The following is a 15586-nucleotide window of genomic DNA, read 5'->3' on the forward strand; positions in this document are numbered from 1 at the left end:
GAGAGCCGTGCCATGACGTGATCGCGCTCGGCGCTGCGGGCATCCTGCCACTGCTTCTTGGCGACCGCGCCGACCGGGCGTTCGAGCGTGTAGTCGAGTTCGGGATCCTGCCAGATCGCCCGTTGCCAGACATCGGAGAAAAGCGAGGCGCGGTCGAGCTGCGCACGCTGGAAGCGGATATAGGCCGCGACATTCGCTTCGGTCGGATAGAGGATCGCCCGCGCCTTCAACTCGCGCAACTCGGACGTGATCGCGTCGAGTTCTTGGCTGGCCGGGACCGGTTCGACCTCGGGCTGTTGCAGCTCTTGTGCGGGAGGTGGTTTGACGCAGTAGAACCAGTAGCCGAGCCGGCGCTCTTCGCAGTAGAGCGTGTCGGCTGCGGTGGTCGATGGAGTGCCTTGCCGTTCCTGGGCCTGGGTCGACGTAGCGGAGAGGGCAGCAACCCCCAGGACGAGTGCCGTGCGATAGAAATGGGTCATTGGCCGCCCCTTGCGTAATAATCGTCGATCTTTTGCTGGATGAGGATGCTGGTCTCGAGTTCGTCGGGCAGCCGCGCGGCCTCGGTGAACTCTGCATAAACCTCGCTGAAATCCATGCGGGAAAGATCGAGCTGCGCAAACTCGTCGAGGGAGAAGCCCTCGCACTGTTCTTCCTTGGGTTTGTCCCAGGGCTTCGGGAGTTGCTCGCGGCCCTGTTCTTGCAGGATGCGCGACAGCTTGCTCTCGAAGCAGCAGTAGACCTTTTTCTTGGTGAGGCAGACGCCGAGGAACTTGTCCGAACAGTAGGTCCCGACATAGGCGCAAAGCCCCTGCGCATCGCGCTGGTGGAGCAGCACTTCTTCGCGGTCGCAGCCGAGCGCGACCAGCAGGCTGATCCCTGGAATGAGCGGGAAACCCTTGCCCTTGCAGCAGTTGAGCACGCCGAAGACCTTGGACGAGCAGGTGTTGCGCGTTCCCCGGAACAGCGTCAGCGTGTTCGGATCGAACTGCCCGCGTGCCTCGTCCATCGCATGGAGCGCGGTGACCGCATCCTTGAACTCGTCATTGGCGGTACGCTCGATCGTCTCGCAGCTGCCATCGATGCAATAGACATCGCCATCGCAAACATACTGCGTTGTGCTCTCTGTATCGGGCAGCGGGCATTCGTAGATGCGTTCCCAGGTCTCGCAAGGCGTCTCTTCGGTGAGACATTCCTCGCGGATAAACCGGCAGGTGCCCTGGCTCTCTACGTCCGAGCAGTCGGTTGCCGCTTCGCGCGACGTGCAGGTGTAGCTGCGCTGCCATTCCCAGCACGGCCGCGTCACCGAGACGCCGTCGACCACGCGGGCCTGCGGGTCGGCGTCGGTGCAGATCTCTGCATCGAGTGTGCAATCTCCATTGTCGGCAAAGCCCGTGCACTGGCTCTCATCGGGAATGGTATCGACCGTGCTGTCGGTGGTGACCGCATAGGGCGTGTAGCGAGGATCGGGCGCATCGCAGGAAATCTCTGCAATCGGATCGCCAGGCTCGGTGCAGTAGCGGGTAAACTGGTCCTGCCACCATTGGAGGCACGGACCTGGGCGATAGCCGGTTATGCGGCACGAGCCGCCATCGAATGCCGAGCACCATGGAAGTCCCTGGTAGATGCCGGTGTCGTTGCAGAGGTAATGCCATCGTTGGCGCTGGGTCACGGTAGCGACAAGCGGCACCGCGCATTGGCCCGCCGACTGGTCGATCCGCGTGCCGGTGTTGCAGGTCGCGGTGTAGGTTCCCGCCGAGCCCGAGCCGGGCGGCAGGGCAACGCAATTGCCCTGGCTGCCCGAGATATCCATGCCGCTGGTGTAATCGAGCGGCGTCTCGTTGATCGCGAGACTGCGCGCGATCACGTCTTCGATGTCGTCTGGATCGAAGCGCGCGCGGTTGGCGATGCTGTCGCGCATGGCGCGATAGCCCTGGTGTCCGGTGGCCGCTGCTGCCGCATTGCTTTCGATCCGGTCGGGATCCTGGGCGAGCGTTTCGAGGTCACGCACGGCATTGCGATCATAGTTGGGGAGCGTGGCTGCGTCGGGCTGCGACCTGGCGGCTGCCTGCGCTTCGCTGCGAAGGCTTTCGCCAAAGGCCTTTCCGTCAGCCCGCGCATCCTGCTGCTGCGCGGAAAGGGGCGCGGCGACGGCGAGAACGACGAGCAGTGCCAGGCGAAGCGATTGTGTGAGCCTCATGGCCGCTCTCCTTCGAGGCGGCGGAGATGGAGCCGTGCGAGCTGTGCGCCCGGACCGCCTCCCGAAGCGAAGGTGTCGAGCACTTCGGCAACGCTGATATTGCCTGCGATGCGGTCGTGCGGCGGCAGGATGTCGCTGCAGTCGAACCCGTCGCACGGGGCGAAGTCGCTCGCGATCATCACGAAGCTCGGAGCGACCTCGATATCGAAGGCCCGGAACAGGCGCGGGTCTATCCCCAGCGCGCCAGCGTCGCTGCCATCGCTCCAGATGGCGGCGATGCGTTTCTTGAAGCGCGCGCTGTCGCCTTGCGGAAAGCCGCGCAGCACGGTGACGCCGCCGGCTCTCGCGACATCGCGAACGAGCGCCTTTAGCGAGGGCTCGGGCATTCCCAGCGAGGCGAATGCAATGAACCGGGGCGTCTCGCCCATCGCGGCTACTTCCGCATCGGCCTGGGCGCGGATCATGCCATCAAGATCGAGCGGGCCGGTATCCGCAGTCGCGTGCGCCGTTTCTGCATAGGCGGTGCGGTTATCATAGGCCGTTTGCTGAGCGGCGCGCGCGTCCTCTGCCAGCGCATCGGCTTTTGTCCTCACCGACGTGGCGAGCGCTTCGGCATCGGCGCTATGCTCGCTGGCGCGAGCGCGGATTTCGGCAAGGTCGAGTTCGGGCGAACTCTCCTGCGCAGACGCGGCAGCAAAGGCGGCGGCGGTTGCAAGGCTGATAACGACGAGCAGGGGGAAGGCGTTTCTCATAGCGCGCAGCAATTCCTCTTGCGCCAGACGAGGTATCCCATGTCTTCGCCGATGGCGGGGATCACCTGTCCGGGGGACTGGAAAGTGGTGGAGGCACCGATGGGCGGGCAGGCGTAGCGGCCCTTGGTCGCCGGGTTGGGGTTGGTGGCCTGGAAGCGGTATTGCTGCTTTCGCATCACCGGCATCAGGTATTTGCCGCACAGGCCTTTGGAGCCCATCGTGCCCCACGAGACGAGTTCGCGGTGAAGCTTGTAAGCGAATCGCGAAAGCACGAGCCGCGAGGCCTGGACGTGCCCGATCGAAGCCGAAACATTGCCGTTCATGGGGTACATCGACCCCTGGCAGCCCGCGCACCAGAACATCTCGTCGAGCGGCAGGTTCGCGGTCGATGCCGCGCAATCCGCAGCGCAGGCGGCCAGTGCCAGCGGGTTGGCGAAGAGCACCGCTTCGGGGTTGATGATCGCGGTGAGCTCGCTGTCCTGCCACAGCGGATCGATCTCGGAGATGTAGAGGATGTCGATCGAACCCGGCTCGAGGCACAGGAAATCGGCGACGATCTCCATCCAGTAGATCAGCGGATAGGCGTACCAGTGGACGTGCCAGCTCGAATAATACTGGCTTGCGCCGCCCACCGCCGAGGAACCCGAGATCGAGCGGAAGCCGATATCGAAGCCGGGATCGAGCTTCATCCCGCCGAGGTTCACGAAGCACCACGGCTTCATGCTGACATCGGCGAGCCGCACCGGCTCCCAGAACCCCATGGCGATGCCGGGTCGAAGACCGCACAGGCACACAGGCAGGTCGGGATTGTCGGGATCGGGCCGGTTGCTCGGCCAGATTTCGAGCCCGCCGACCGATATCGGGAACAAGCACGACCAGCAGATGTCGGTGATCGGATTGACAAACTGCCCGGTGCATTTGCCCGGCCCGGCATCGGCCGAGGCGGGCGAGGAAAGGGCGAGTGACAATGTCGCTGTGATGAGGATGAGGAAGGCGCGGATGCTGCTCATGGCCGGACCTTCCGAGGCGGGAGCACGATCTCGCTTATTTCGAGCATTCGCCCATTCTGGCGCACACGCGCGGGGACGGCCGTGATGCCGAATTTTTCGGTCAGCTTGCCGCCCTGGTCGAAATAGAACCGCCGCTGGCGGGCCTTCATCAGCTCGAGCGGCGCGCCTTTCACGAGGATCAGCTTGGCATTGGCCTGTTGCCTAAGGGCCCATTGGATCTGCGCGGGATCATCGCCGTCGAGGAAGAGGAGGGGGCCACGCAGTTTGACGCTGTCGAGTGGATTGACCCGCGTCCCGGCAGCATGGATCAGCTCGCCCTTGGCACCGCGGATATCGGCGGCGAGCGTGATCGTCGGATCGAACAGCCAGCTGCGGCTTTCGCTGGCACGGATCAGGCCGTCAACCGGATCGGGCCGGTTGACCCGCGCTATGGTACGTCGCTTCAATTCCTGGTTGAGACGGGCGGTCTCGCCCGACTTTTCCATTGCCGTGAGGCGCGAATGGATTTGCTCGAGCAGGTCGCGCTCGATCACCGGGAAGACCGCGCCGCGTTGACCATAGTCGCGTGCCTGCAAGCTGGCCGGGAGCGCGGCCAAGAGAAGCGCGCTGAGCGGAAGGAGGCAGCAAATCACAGGATCGCCCTCCCGCTGCCGAGTATTTGCCCGCGACACACGAACCCGATCTCTGCGTAGCGGCTGTCGAGCCCGCGCGGATGGCTGGTGCCGGTGTAATAGCAGCCCTGAGGGATCACGCCTTCGGGACCGCGCGTGAGCGGAATGCCAAGGCGGGTGGCTTCGAGCCGCGTCGCGACCTTCTTGCCATTGATGAAGACCGCATCGGCCTCGTGGGTCACCACATCGCCGGGCATGCCCAGCACGCGCTTGCCGAACATCTGTGGTTCTTGTCCGAAGTGTGCCTCGACGAGATCGCTGTGCGGCGGCTCGAAGAAGATCAGGCTACCGCGCGCGATTGGTGCCTTTTTGTCGAGCCAGAATGCCCAATTGGGGAGGCTCGGGCTGGCATTGATGAGGAAGGCGTGGTCCTTGCTGAAAGCATCGAGCGGTGCCCACGCCAGAGGCAGCAGGACGAGGCTCGAGAGGAGCAAGGGTCGGCGCAGGCGGAGCGGCAGTCTCATGGCTGCTCTCCTTCTTCGATTGTCCTGGCTTCGAGCTTGTCGGCGATGCGGCGTTCAAGTTCGGGGGTCGCATCTTCGGCGGCCCCTGCAAGCACGGCTTCGGCCATCAGCACCACGCGGCCATCGTTCCCCATCTCGGCAACCGCGCTCTCCGCCGCCTTGAGGTAGGCAAGGCTTGCGGCCTGGACCGCTGCCGGATCGGCATCTGCGCGCGCGGCCTCCTCGACGAAGCTTCCGATCGTTTTGGCGAGGCGGACGGTAACGATGCGCTGCTCAGGCGAGCTGGCGACCTCGCGGGTGATCCAGGCGCCCCAGAGCAGCGCCGCAACCAGGGCTGCGGTGGCGAGCAGTTTGAGTGCGAGCGAGTGCGACGTGTGGAGCTGATCAGGCATGGGCATTGTTTCCTTCATTGAGACGGCGATCGAGACGGCGTAGGAAAGCGGGCAAGCGCAGCAGTGCGAGGCCTCCCGCCGCGATGAGAAATGCGATCTGGAGGTCCTGCGCAAAGAAGTGCCGCGCAAGCGGTTCGGCGGTGCGGTAATGGTCGGCGAGATTGCCGAGCTGGGCGAAGAGTGATCCCAGATCCCAGCCTGCGATCAGGAGAAACACGAACAGCGGGGTCCCAAGCACGAGCAGCAGCGTGCTCGCCGCGAAGCCTGCCGCTTCGATCAGGACGAGGCAGGTGCCCTGGAACAGCGCAAGCCAGTTGATGGGTTGACGGTTGGCCCTTGTCCGCTTGGGTGTCGGGAGTGGAACGCGATCGACGAGCGTTGTGGTTTCGAGCGTCATCACCCGTCTCCTTCAATGCCCGCGACCAGCGCCACAGCGCGCTCCAGCGGCATGCCGTTTTCGACATGGCGGTGGATCTCGGCATAGGTGTCGGGATCGGAGGAGAAGATGGTTGCCGAGAGCGGATCGAGCACGAGCCGTCCGACGGCCTCCATTTCGGGACCTTTCAGATAGATCTCGCTGTATTCGGTGCCCGAGCGCTTGAGGCTGCGGATCAGCGTCTCGGTCCGGTCGTCCATGTCAAGCCGCGCTTCCTTGCGGAAATCGGCGATGGTCTCGGGCTTCTGCTGGAGCACCAGCATCCAGTCGCTGTTTTCGAGTGCGGCGCGCGCGCCATCGGACTTGTAGTAATCGTTCAAGGACTGGGTGGCAGTGGCGAGCGCGCCGCCATACTTGCGCGCGGTGCGGGCATAGGTTTCGACGAACTCGCCCATCGAGCCGCCCTTGAGCATCGCCCAGGCTTCGTCGATCAACAGCAGCTTCTTGGTTGCGCGTGAGCTCCTCGTCATCGCCTGGCCGGTCATGAACATGATCGCCGAGAGGACGACGCTTCTGAGTTCCTCTCTGGCAGCAAGGTCGCTCATCTCGAAGACGGTGAAATCGTCCTCGAGCGCGAAACTCGCTTTCCCCGAGAAGAACCCGGCATAGCTTCCACCGCGGCAGAAGGGCGCGATCGCAGTGGCAAGGTCTTTGCCCGCCTCGTTCTCGCTTGAGAGCAGCGCATGCGCGACATCGTCGATCGCGCCGCCGCTGCCGAGCGCTTCCCAGACCTGCGTTACCGCGCGGTCGATCAGGCCGCGTTCGGTGTCCGAGGGGGCTGCGCTCGGCCGTGCCATCTGGCCCACGATTGCCTTGATCATCGCAAAGCAATCGAGCCGGTAGTCCTCGTCTTCATGCGCGCGGGCATCGTCGACCATCGAGAAGGGGTTCAAGGAGAAGCCCGAGGCGAGCGTAAACTCGACGAAGCGGCCGCCTTGCAGTTTGACCGAGTGCTCGAAGCTGCGCCCGTCGTCGATCACCACGACCTTGGCGCCGGCACCGCGCAGGGCGGTGCACAGCTCTTGCAGCAGCACCGATTTGCCCGAGCCCGACTTCCCGCAAATCGCGATGTTGTGATTGCCTGCCTTGTTCTCGAAGGGAGACCAGAAGAAGGGCTGGCCGCGCCGTCCAAGCAGCAGCAAGTGTGGGATCTCGCCTCCGAGATACTCGCCCTGCATCGGCGCGATGTTCGCCGCCGTGGTCGAAAGCATCGTGCGGAAGCGCTTGAGGCGCGCCATGTCGTGGACGAGCCCGTCGGCAAGGCTCAAGGGGAAGGCGGCGACGAAACCCTGCAATTGCAGGAAACGTTCGTCGGCAAGGTCCCATCCGGCCGCCTTGTAGATCGCCTTGACCGTGCGCTCATGCGCATCGCCTTCGCCGAGCGGCGATATGGTGGTGAGGCCGTAGAACAGCTTGACCAGCTTCTTGCCGGCCTGGAGTTCGGCCTGGACGTGTTTCCATTCGGCCGACTGCTCGGAGAGCTTTGGCAGGAAGCGTGCGCTCTTCGTCTCCGAAAGACTGGTGGTGCGCATGAACTTGTAGCCTGCGCGCGCGGCTGCCGCTTCCTGGTCGGGAAAGTGCAGGCACAGCATGGTGGCGGCAGGGCAAGGGAAGCGCAGCTTGTCGGTGAACATGTCGCCGATCAGCCGCGCGCATTCCCACGGAGCCCAGCGCTCGGGCGTCGAGCGCACACCGTAATGGCGTACGTCGAAGCGGTCTGGATAGCACTCGCCCATTTGCGGCACCCCGTCGCGGGTGCGTCCCGTCTCGCGGAAACGCTCGGTGCGCAGGATCAGGCGGTCGTCCTCCACTTCGAGTTCGATGTCGCGGCGGATCGCCTGGACATCGAGCGTGTCTTCGCGGTTCCAGTGCGTGCGTTCGGGTTCGCGCGCCGTTGTCGGCGAGGTCAGCTCATCGACGAGTTCGAGCAGACCCGCCGGCTCGAGCGCGTTCGACGACAGCCCCAGCGAATTGAGCATTCCCATGAGCCCGTTGCGGCATTCGGTCAGTTCTGCATCGGTGACATGGCCGGAAACCGGGACACCGAGCGAGATGATCAGGCGGACATGGCGTGCGTGGAACGGCGCATGCGCAGAGCCCGATTGCCACACGAGATCGTAGAGCCGGCCCACGCGCGCTTTCGCGATGGCTTCGTAGATGCCGCCCTGTTCGTAGCGCGGCGCGAACCAGGGTCCAACGATTGCGCCGATACGCGGGGAGGCAAAGTTCAAGACTTGGAGGCAGGCACCTTGCGGCAGGCTCTCGGAAAAGAACTGGCCAAGGATCTCGCCGGTGCGCTCGTCCGCCCCGATCAGCGGGGTGACTTCGAGGACGAAGCCCTTCGAATGCGCGTTGCGATAGAGCCCTGGCCCCTCGTCGTAGACGCGATAGGGCAGCCAGTCCGACAGCATGTCGAGCGAGAAGTGCGCCTGGGGATGGTCGGCGCGCTTTGCGTCGCCGAATAGCCCGGAGAGCAGCGCATCGCGCGCGGAAGCAAGCGAAAGGTTCATCGCGTGTCTCCTTCAGGCGTAACAGGGTGGGGCACCCGGCCGGGGGAGGGGGAACGGCCAGGTGCCCCTTGGTCCGGCGCCGAAGCGCCGGGCAGCTCCGGCGCACCCTGGGAGGGGATAACCAGGACATCCGGAAGCTGCTGGGGGAGGGAAGACGGGATGTTGGCGGCGCCGGTTGCATCGCCGGTGTCGGCGGTCTCAGGCTGGTTCTGGCTCGCACGGCCGAGCGCACGCAGGACATCGCCGGTCGAAAGCGGGGCTCGCCAGTCCGTTGAAGGTTTATCTGCAAGAGGGACATGCACGACGCGCGCTTCGTGCTCGCGGCCATTCGCGTCACGCGAGGCTGCGAGGAAAACACGCAACGTGCGACCATTCGCTGGTGACGAAGAAGGTGCGTTCGCGCCCTGCTGTTGCATGGCTTTCGTCGCCTGGTCGTCGATCGCGGAGGTGGGCGCACAGCTGCCTTCGGGCGCGCGGCACGCGAAATCGCCTTTGACGTTGCTGCCGAGCGTTGTGCAACCGCCGATCGCCAAAGCAATCCCCGCCAGCGCGCTGAGTTTGATGAGGCGCGGGCTCATTGGTCAGTTCCCGGCTTGGCGCCTGCGAACTCCCGCAGCGTTGCCGCATCGCGGTAGCCGTGGAGGACTGCGCCGTCGCTCGCGCGCACGATGACCGGGGTCCCGGCAAAACCATTGGCTCGCGCGAAGGCTTCGTTGGCATCGAGCACCTCGCCAGCGTCGCAATCGGCCTGGGCCGAAGGTGCGCGCCCGGCATAGGCAGCATGGAGCGCCTTTGCCTTGTCCTTGGCGCAGAGCACGCCTTCGGACATGCGGCGGCTCGCTGCTCCGAAGATCGAGATCGGGCGTTCTTCGACCAGCACGCCGGCCTGTTTGAGCTCGCCCGTCAGCCGCTGGCAGTAGCCGCACTGGAAATCGGAGAAGACAACGAGCCGTGGACCCCTGCGGTTGCCCCAGAGCACTCCGCCATCCTCGGGCAGGACTGAGAGGTCCACCCGGGTCTTCGCTTGTGCGGTTCGCGCTTCGGGAGAATGCGTTTCCGCATGGCCTGCCGCCCGCGCTGCCCCGGCAACGAGCAGGTCCGGATTGAGTTCGAGCAGCCGCGCGGCAGTGACGTCGCGACGCTCTTCGAGGTCGTATAGGCGCCCGACGAAGAGATAGCGGGCGGCTTCGTCGATATAGAACAGGCTCTCGCCCGAGACGACCTCGCACCATGGTGCGAACGTCGTGCAGTCGAGCGCGTCGATCGGCGTCTTGGGCAGGCGCAGCTTCAAGGCCAGTGCGACATCGCGCGCAATAGCGGCCTGAGCCGGCATGGCGGTGACCACCGCAACGCCGCTGGTAAGAAGCGCCGCTGCGCTCGCTGCGGCAAGTGAGAGGTGGGCGAAGCGGGCCTTCAGACCCGGCTGGAATTCATTGAAATTCATTGGGAAGTGCTCCTGACATGGACGCCGTCGAGGAAGACGATCTCGACTGCGATGCCCGTCGGCATCTCGACGACGGGTTGATATTGTTCTGCGCGTTCGATGAGGTACTTGCTGACCGTGTCGGCAGCCTCGCCCGCGCCCTGGCCGAAGCCGCCTGCTAGGATGTCGGTGGGGGAGAGCGCCTCGCGCGTCCCGTCTTCGCCGACACGCCCTGCAAAGACGCCGTTGGCATTGGCCGAGAAGCCGCGCCCGAAGCCGCCGACGATCCCGGCGAGCAGCGCCTGGCTGACAAGGCTGCCTTCGCGGCTGACAACGCGGCCGCGCACGCCGGACTTGCCGGCAAAGGCGATGAACCCCTTGACCTCGCTCACCGCGTAGCGACCGCCGGGCTGCGCGCAGGTCATGCGCACGAGCTTCACGTAGACCTTCTCGGCCGAGAGATCCCCGCGTGCCGCGCCGTTGACGAGGCAGCCGGTGAGGTCGGTGGTCAGCAGGCGATTGCCCTTGAGCACCGAGCGGGCTGGTCCGGTGATGCGCAGCACCACGGGCAAGGGATCGCTCTGGCTGGTGACGCCGGTCGATGCATCGACGCCGACGATGACGGTCGCGGGCGCATAGCTGTTGGGTGGAAGGTAGTCGCGGCTTGCCTCGAGCAGCAGCGGCGGAGAACCGTCGCTCGATCTCGCAAGTGAAGTTTTCGCTTTCTCGCCTTCGAAGTTCAGCAAGCTGGCTTTTGGCTCGGCCAGTGCTGTGGGATCGAGCGCGGAGGGCGAGGTGCCGGGGTGACGCGGATCGACTGCAGCGATGGGCGCGGCAGGCGGATTGGCCCGGACGGTTTGGAGCTCGCTGCGCAGCGCCGCATTCTCGGCCGAGATGGCGTCGATCGCGGCCTGGCCTTCGCTCAGCATCCTCGCGTTCTCGCCGCGCAGGGTTTCGAGCTCCTGCTCGATTGCGCTCTTGGGAAGCTGGCTGTCCTGGAGGTCCTTGATCGCCTTGCCCTGCGCGTCGAGGCGGTTGCCGTAGGTGGCAACGAATTCGCGCTGCGACAGATTGCGATTGACGAGGCCGCCGGTGTCGATGGTGGTTGCACCGCCCTCTTCGCCGTCCTGGGCGTCGTCGCCGCCGAAGATGAACATCGATCCGGCGATCAGAGCGACGGCTCCAATCCCGCCGAGCAAAAGCTTCTGGCGCTGCGCGATTGCGGAGTTGAGGTTGGAGCGTTTGGCGCCGCCCTGATCTCTGGCGTTCGGGCTTCCTGATGTCGGGGAAGTATTGTCTGCCATCACTCGAGCCCTCCCTTGGCGAACACAAGGAAGGCTTGCGTCGTCTCGCCGGGAGCAAGCGCGTCCCGGCCATAGGCAAAGGCCAGTGCGCCCGCAGGAGCCGCTCGCTCGTTGGCAAGATCGATGGTTTCGGAACCAAGGTTGCGCAGGGTGAATGCCTGGCCGGTCAGCTCGGCGCCTTCGTATTCGGCGACTTGTTGGACTTCGAGATTGCCTGTCCGGCGCGGACGCGAAAGCGCAGCCCGTGCGCGAAACCCGGGCAGCACCGCGTCATTCGCCATGGACTCAATCAGGCGAAGTGTGGCTTCGTCGCGGCTCGGTTCGCCTTCTGCCCAGTCGGCGGCCTCGGACTTGGCGAACGCCGGGTTGGTCACGAACAGCTGGCTCGCTTCGTCGCCCTCGACGCGGCAGGCAAACTTGTAGACATGGCCCGCGGTGCTGGTCGCGAAGAAGCTGACTCGGGCGCTCGCATATTGCAGCGGCACGGAGATATAGATGTCGCCGCGCACCGGCTCGTGCGTCACTTCGAAATCATTGTAGGGGAAGCCGCTCGCCATCTTGGAGACATTGGCGAAGCCGTCTTCGACGAGCGCTATTCGAGTGAGCGCGCCGCGGGCAAGCACGCAGTCGATGGTCGCGCCGTCGGCGGCTTCGACGAACTGGTCCGCCTGGGCTGGCGCAGCAAAAGCGCAGCTCAGGGCGGCAAGCGCGACGCTGGTCAATGCGGCCGGGAAGGGTCGGGCAAGGAGACTCATAGGTCTTCCTCCTCGTTGGCGTTAGGAAGCTGGCGGAAACCCGAGAGGCCGAGGCTGAGACCGCGGCGGTTCCAGGTGAATTCGAAGCTGCGCTCCTGGCTCGCGATCACCTCCGCTCCGACGAAGGTCTTGAGCGTGCCGGTGACAGTGGAGGTCAGCGCCTCTGTGTCGACGCGCATGGTGGCGATGACGAAGGCCTGGCTGATGTCTGAGCCGCGCTGCTCGTCGACGATTTTGACAAGCTCGGACTTGAGGTGTCCGCGGGCCGCAGGGTCGGCCACCTTCAGGATTTGCTCCATCCAGTAGTCGAGGCTTTCCGGCGCGCGGTTGAGGAGCATCAGCGCGGTGTCACGAGTGACGAGTTCGAGATAGTGCGCTTCGATACCGCCGCTGCCGAGCGCGATCCGTTCGGACGTGATCGGCACGAGTACGACCGTTTCGTCGCGCGTCGCTGCCGCGCCGACTGCGAGCACGGCGGTGAGACCAAGCACGGCGGCAAGCGCTGCAAAGCGATTGCGCTGCTTCAAGTGTCGCTGCGCTTCCTCGTAGGCGAATTCGTGTTCCATCGATGTCCTCCCTCAGCCTGCGAGCAGGCGGCAATGGGAGGGCGGCGTGGCTTTCAACCCGAGGAAGCTCCTCGGAAGGTACCAGTAGGCAGCGTGCACCAGTTTCGAGCCTGCGCCTGAAGCTTTCGCCTTCCGCAAGGCGAACCAGGTTATGACCGATAGGCCAGTGCCGATGATGATGTGCTGCGCGAGAATGCCCCATGCGAACGGGACGAGCAGTCCCGCGAACTCGTCGATTGTCCAGAAGCCGATGAGCTCCGGATCGTCGAGCCGCCGTGGAACAAGGTACGTGTCGGCCATGCCGCCCTCCCGTCGTTAGACCGCGATCAGATGGTCGCGGTCACGACCGAAGTGACGATCGGAACGCCGGTGCCGACGCCGATCCCGACACCGACCGGCACGGCGACCTGGCCGAGTGCGAAGCGCCCGGATGCGAGCGCGATGAGACCACCTGCCAGGCTGAGGACGGTGATGATCTTGCCGCCCGAACCTTCGAGAAAGTCCGTGAACTTCTGCAGCGCCGGATCGAAGGTGGTGTCGGCACCGGCATAGGCGGCGCCCGCACACGCCAACGCGATCGCCGCAGGAAGGACGTAATCACGGGCGCGAATGGTGCTCTTGGGCCGGGTGGGAAGAGCGAGTGTCTTGGTCATCGAGGAACTCCGTTTCGAACAATGGCAGCGATGCGTTCGCTGTATGTTCTTTCCTCGATTCCCAAGCAGGGTGTAGGAAATCGGAAAGCAGCGTGGCTGTCCTTGCATCCAAGAAAAATCGAAGGATTGAACACGGATTGCCGGCAATCGAGCCACTGCGCGGCCCCTGTTGCGCTGGGTGGCTGTCTGCCGCGTCAAGGAGGCCGGATGCTGCGACGGCAAGGCCGGATCGTGCGCGAATCACGAGAGAAAACAATCGAACGCTTTCCTAGATGTTCTCTTATTGTTCTTTTTGTTTTCCTACACCTCCAGCCAGTGACTATCGAGTGATTCCTTCAGGCATCACTTCGCATCAAGGGAGCTTTCCTATGAACCATAATGACCTTTGCCCGGTCGAGAGGCAGACCGCTGCTGACCATGGAATGGTCAGCAAGGTTCTCGAGAAGGCCGTAAGTCAAAGCGGAAGAACGCGCCGGGCCATCGCGGCGCGCACCGGCATTCACAAGGATGCGCTCAGACGTATTCTTTCAGGCCAACGGTCACCGACGCTATCCGAAGCCTTGCGGATTCTCGATGCATCCGATGCCGCGGCTGTCTCAACTCTCATGCTCACACTCTCTGGAGATCGGGTTCGGGGCGATGAATGGCTGGATCAGCCAGTGGCGCATTTTCTTGATGGCTTCCTGTCCGAGCTGCCCGCCGCTCTCGAGCGGGTGCTTGGCAACCAGTTGGTGGATGTCCGGCCACGCTGGGCCAAGGGCACTGCCCACCGGGTCGCGAGACTTCTTTCGGATCATATTGACGAGCTTGAACGCCGCGATGGACTTCTTGATGGAGAGGGAGGCATCGGACATGGCTGAAAGCCAACAGAACGCGGTTCCCAAAACCCGCCTCATTCGCCTCAAAGAGGTACAGCATCGTGTCGGTCTGGGGCGCTCGACGATCTACAGATGGATGGCTGAAGGAGAATTCCCTCAACCGGTCCCACTCGGAGGACATGCGGTTGCCTGGGTGGAGAGCGAGGTTGAGGCCTGGATCGCTACGCGATTGGAGAGGGGCTGAGAGCTAAACAAAGCAACGCAAAATTTACGGCCAATAAAACAACAGGTGTGCTGCTAGTATGCGAGATTGAGCGTCGATTGTGACGCTTGGCGGAACACACGCTTCAGCCTGATTATTATGTATGAAAACGCCGATAAAATTCGACCTGGAATATGGCGTCGTCCGAAGGTCTTACGAAATGTTCCTGTAAAGGTTCGATCACGATGCTTTCCCCCGCGCTAGCGGTGACTGTCCAGCTCGAGGGTGCGAGAGCGTGATACTCCACCGACCCAGCATCAACGCAAGGCCTGCCCCAAACATCGGACTTCAAGTTATGTTTGGACGTGAGTTTTTCTGGAACGGTTGCTGAGGAAAACACCGGGCTTTCGGCGTATTTGACCACGCCTGGCGGCAATTCGACCGACTGGGTCACGCGCCAGGTCCAACCGCCAAGACAATGATCAATATGCCGATCCCGAACAGCGAGACTGTTGCCGGTACAACGAGCACCTGCACGAAGACCGCCTTGCGATCCATCGGGCCGGTCCACGTTGGAAGCTTTCCACCGCAATCGAGCGGTGAAGTCTCTTCACGTCCCGCTTGACGCGCACCCAGGCGTGCGACCCCGAAATACATTGCCGTGTACAAGACGGAAATCACGATCGCGAAGCGCGCCGCCGTACTACCGCCCGTCGCCAAGAATATCGCGAAGAAGAATATTCCGTAGCATGAGAGCATGATCTGCCAGACCCGTGCTGGGAGCTGAAAGCCTGCATTCTCGGGAGCTACTGGTGCAACCGAGAGCGGCTGCAGAATGCCGTCGAGAGCCTCGACTTCGTTTGCCGGATGGACCTCGCGCTCCGCGAGTAAGGTGTGCTGTTCAAACATGAGGGAGGTTCCTTCCTGCTGCTGACCCCGAGATTCCGGTTTTTCCGATCGCGATGCCTGTCAGGAGACTGTCAGCGATTGCGCGGGCTCGGTCGGCAACCAGTCTTATCGACTCTGGTTGGCTCGAGAGCGTGCGGAGCGTTGCGTAGAAGTGGTCCAGCCAACGGGTGAAATGGGGCTCCTCCAGACCAGTAATCTCGATGTGCTTGCGCATGGGATTGCCTGCGAACTCACCGCTGTTGAACAGTACGGAGCGCCAGAAGGACTTCATGCGCTCAAGATGCGCGGGCCACTGCGAAATACGGTCCGCGAAAATGGGGCCAAGCAGGTCGTCCTCGCGAATGCGTCCGTAGAATTCGTCCACCAGTTGCGACACGAACTGGGCGGTGACGCCGAGCGATTCAGCGTGAGCGCGCTTCGCTGCTCGTGCATCGAGCACATCTGCGCGAGAATCATTGAAGTTCGCGGTCATCTCTTGAACCTTAAAACAGGTATATGATATACCTCTTATATCCCGTTTTGTG

General features: G+C 63.5%; 21 protein-coding genes. 2 read left to right on the plus strand and 19 right to left on the minus strand.

Annotation, left to right across the window (positions count from 1 at the left end; all coding sequences use genetic code 11):
* The 16 genes from traF to E0502_RS08485 form a co-directional block, all read right to left on the minus strand.
* Positions 1–479, minus strand: a 479-nt coding sequence (gene traF, locus E0502_RS08410) for a conjugal transfer protein TraF (RefSeq protein WP_137677590.1), incomplete at its 3' end; no start/stop codon positions are given.
* Complete coding sequence (locus E0502_RS08415) at positions 476–2197, minus strand: conjugal transfer protein TraN (RefSeq protein ID WP_137677591.1); 1722 nt, start codon at positions 2195–2197, stop codon at positions 476–478. The genes traF and E0502_RS08415, both read right to left, overlap by 4 nt.
* Positions 2194–2949: a type-F conjugative transfer system pilin assembly protein TrbC gene (trbC, locus tag E0502_RS08420; RefSeq protein ID WP_137677592.1), complete on the minus strand. Its 756-nt coding sequence runs from the start codon at positions 2947–2949 to the stop codon at positions 2194–2196. Before trbC ends, E0502_RS08415 begins: the two co-directional genes overlap by 4 nt.
* The gene (gene traU / locus E0502_RS08425; protein WP_137677593.1) at positions 2946–3959 is read right to left on the minus strand and encodes a conjugal transfer pilus assembly protein TraU; all 1014 of its coding nucleotides are present in this window, start codon (positions 3957–3959) and stop codon (positions 2946–2948) included. Before traU ends, trbC begins: the two co-directional genes overlap by 4 nt.
* A complete protein-coding gene (traW, locus tag E0502_RS08430) occupies positions 3956–4588 on the minus strand; it encodes a type-F conjugative transfer system protein TraW (protein WP_137678742.1) in 633 nt (210 codons plus the stop codon). The genes traU and traW overlap by 4 nt, the downstream gene beginning before the upstream one ends.
* Positions 4588–5094, minus strand: coding sequence for a S26 family signal peptidase (locus E0502_RS08435; protein ID WP_137677594.1), 507 nt, complete (start codon positions 5092–5094; stop codon positions 4588–4590). The genes traW and E0502_RS08435 overlap by 1 nt, the downstream gene beginning before the upstream one ends.
* A complete protein-coding gene (locus tag E0502_RS08440; protein WP_137677595.1) occupies positions 5091–5486 on the minus strand; it encodes a TrbI F-type domain-containing protein in 396 nt (131 codons plus the stop codon). Before E0502_RS08440 ends, E0502_RS08435 begins: the two co-directional genes overlap by 4 nt.
* A complete protein-coding gene (locus E0502_RS08445) occupies positions 5479–5883 on the minus strand; it encodes a hypothetical protein (RefSeq protein WP_137677596.1) in 405 nt (134 codons plus the stop codon). Before E0502_RS08445 ends, E0502_RS08440 begins: the two co-directional genes overlap by 8 nt.
* Positions 5883–8432: a type IV secretion system protein TraC gene (gene traC, locus E0502_RS08450; protein WP_137677597.1), complete on the minus strand. Its 2550-nt coding sequence runs from the start codon at positions 8430–8432 to the stop codon at positions 5883–5885. Before traC ends, E0502_RS08445 begins: the two co-directional genes overlap by 1 nt.
* A complete protein-coding gene (locus E0502_RS08455) occupies positions 8429–9010 on the minus strand; it encodes a prolipoprotein diacylglyceryl transferase (RefSeq protein WP_137677598.1) in 582 nt (193 codons plus the stop codon). Before E0502_RS08455 ends, traC begins: the two co-directional genes overlap by 4 nt.
* Complete coding sequence (locus E0502_RS08460) at positions 9007–9876, minus strand: DsbC family protein (protein ID WP_137677599.1); 870 nt, start codon at positions 9874–9876, stop codon at positions 9007–9009. Before E0502_RS08460 ends, E0502_RS08455 begins: the two co-directional genes overlap by 4 nt.
* Positions 9873–11159, minus strand: coding sequence for a TraB/VirB10 family protein (locus E0502_RS08465; protein ID WP_137678743.1), 1287 nt, complete (start codon positions 11157–11159; stop codon positions 9873–9875). The genes E0502_RS08460 and E0502_RS08465 overlap by 4 nt, the downstream gene beginning before the upstream one ends.
* On the minus strand, positions 11159–11914 hold the full coding sequence (locus tag E0502_RS08470; RefSeq protein WP_137677600.1) for a type-F conjugative transfer system secretin TraK: 756 nt from the start codon (positions 11912–11914) through the stop codon (positions 11159–11161). The genes E0502_RS08465 and E0502_RS08470 overlap by 1 nt, the downstream gene beginning before the upstream one ends.
* Positions 11911–12480: a type IV conjugative transfer system protein TraE gene (locus tag E0502_RS08475; RefSeq protein WP_137677601.1), complete on the minus strand. Its 570-nt coding sequence runs from the start codon at positions 12478–12480 to the stop codon at positions 11911–11913. Before E0502_RS08475 ends, E0502_RS08470 begins: the two co-directional genes overlap by 4 nt.
* Positions 12481–12492: 12 nt before the next feature.
* Complete coding sequence (gene traL / locus E0502_RS08480) at positions 12493–12780, minus strand: type IV conjugative transfer system protein TraL (protein ID WP_137677602.1); 288 nt, start codon at positions 12778–12780, stop codon at positions 12493–12495.
* Between the two features lie 26 nt (positions 12781–12806).
* A complete protein-coding gene (locus tag E0502_RS08485) occupies positions 12807–13133 on the minus strand; it encodes a hypothetical protein (RefSeq protein ID WP_137677603.1) in 327 nt (108 codons plus the stop codon).
* Between the two features lie 368 nt (positions 13134–13501).
* Between E0502_RS08485 and E0502_RS08490 the strand changes: the two genes are divergently transcribed.
* Together E0502_RS08490 and E0502_RS08495 are read left to right on the plus strand one after the other, a co-directional pair.
* Complete coding sequence (locus E0502_RS08490) at positions 13502–13993, plus strand: helix-turn-helix domain-containing protein (protein ID WP_137677604.1); 492 nt, start codon at positions 13502–13504, stop codon at positions 13991–13993.
* The gene (locus E0502_RS08495; protein WP_137677605.1) at positions 13986–14195 is read left to right on the plus strand and encodes a helix-turn-helix transcriptional regulator; all 210 of its coding nucleotides are present in this window, start codon (positions 13986–13988) and stop codon (positions 14193–14195) included. Before E0502_RS08490 ends, E0502_RS08495 begins: the two co-directional genes overlap by 8 nt.
* 115 nt (positions 14196–14310) lie before the next feature.
* Here the strand turns inward: E0502_RS08495 and E0502_RS15455 are convergent, their stop codons facing one another.
* From E0502_RS15455 to E0502_RS08505, 3 genes are read right to left on the minus strand one after another with little or no spacing between them, the layout of a single operon-like run.
* Entirely contained in the window at positions 14311–14607 is a 297-nt protein-coding gene (locus E0502_RS15455) for a TehB-like domain-containing protein (RefSeq protein WP_161593737.1), read from the minus strand.
* Complete coding sequence (locus tag E0502_RS15105) at positions 14604–15062, minus strand: hypothetical protein (RefSeq protein ID WP_161593738.1); 459 nt, start codon at positions 15060–15062, stop codon at positions 14604–14606. The genes E0502_RS15455 and E0502_RS15105 overlap by 4 nt, the downstream gene beginning before the upstream one ends.
* A complete protein-coding gene (locus E0502_RS08505) occupies positions 15055–15534 on the minus strand; it encodes a group III truncated hemoglobin (RefSeq protein ID WP_137677607.1) in 480 nt (159 codons plus the stop codon). The genes E0502_RS15105 and E0502_RS08505 overlap by 8 nt, the downstream gene beginning before the upstream one ends.
* Positions 15535–15586 lie beyond the last annotated feature (52 nt).

The sequence above is a fragment of the Parerythrobacter lutipelagi genome, assembly GCF_005434975.1.
Classification (GTDB): Bacteria; Pseudomonadota; Alphaproteobacteria; order Sphingomonadales; family Sphingomonadaceae; genus Parerythrobacter_A; species Parerythrobacter_A lutipelagi.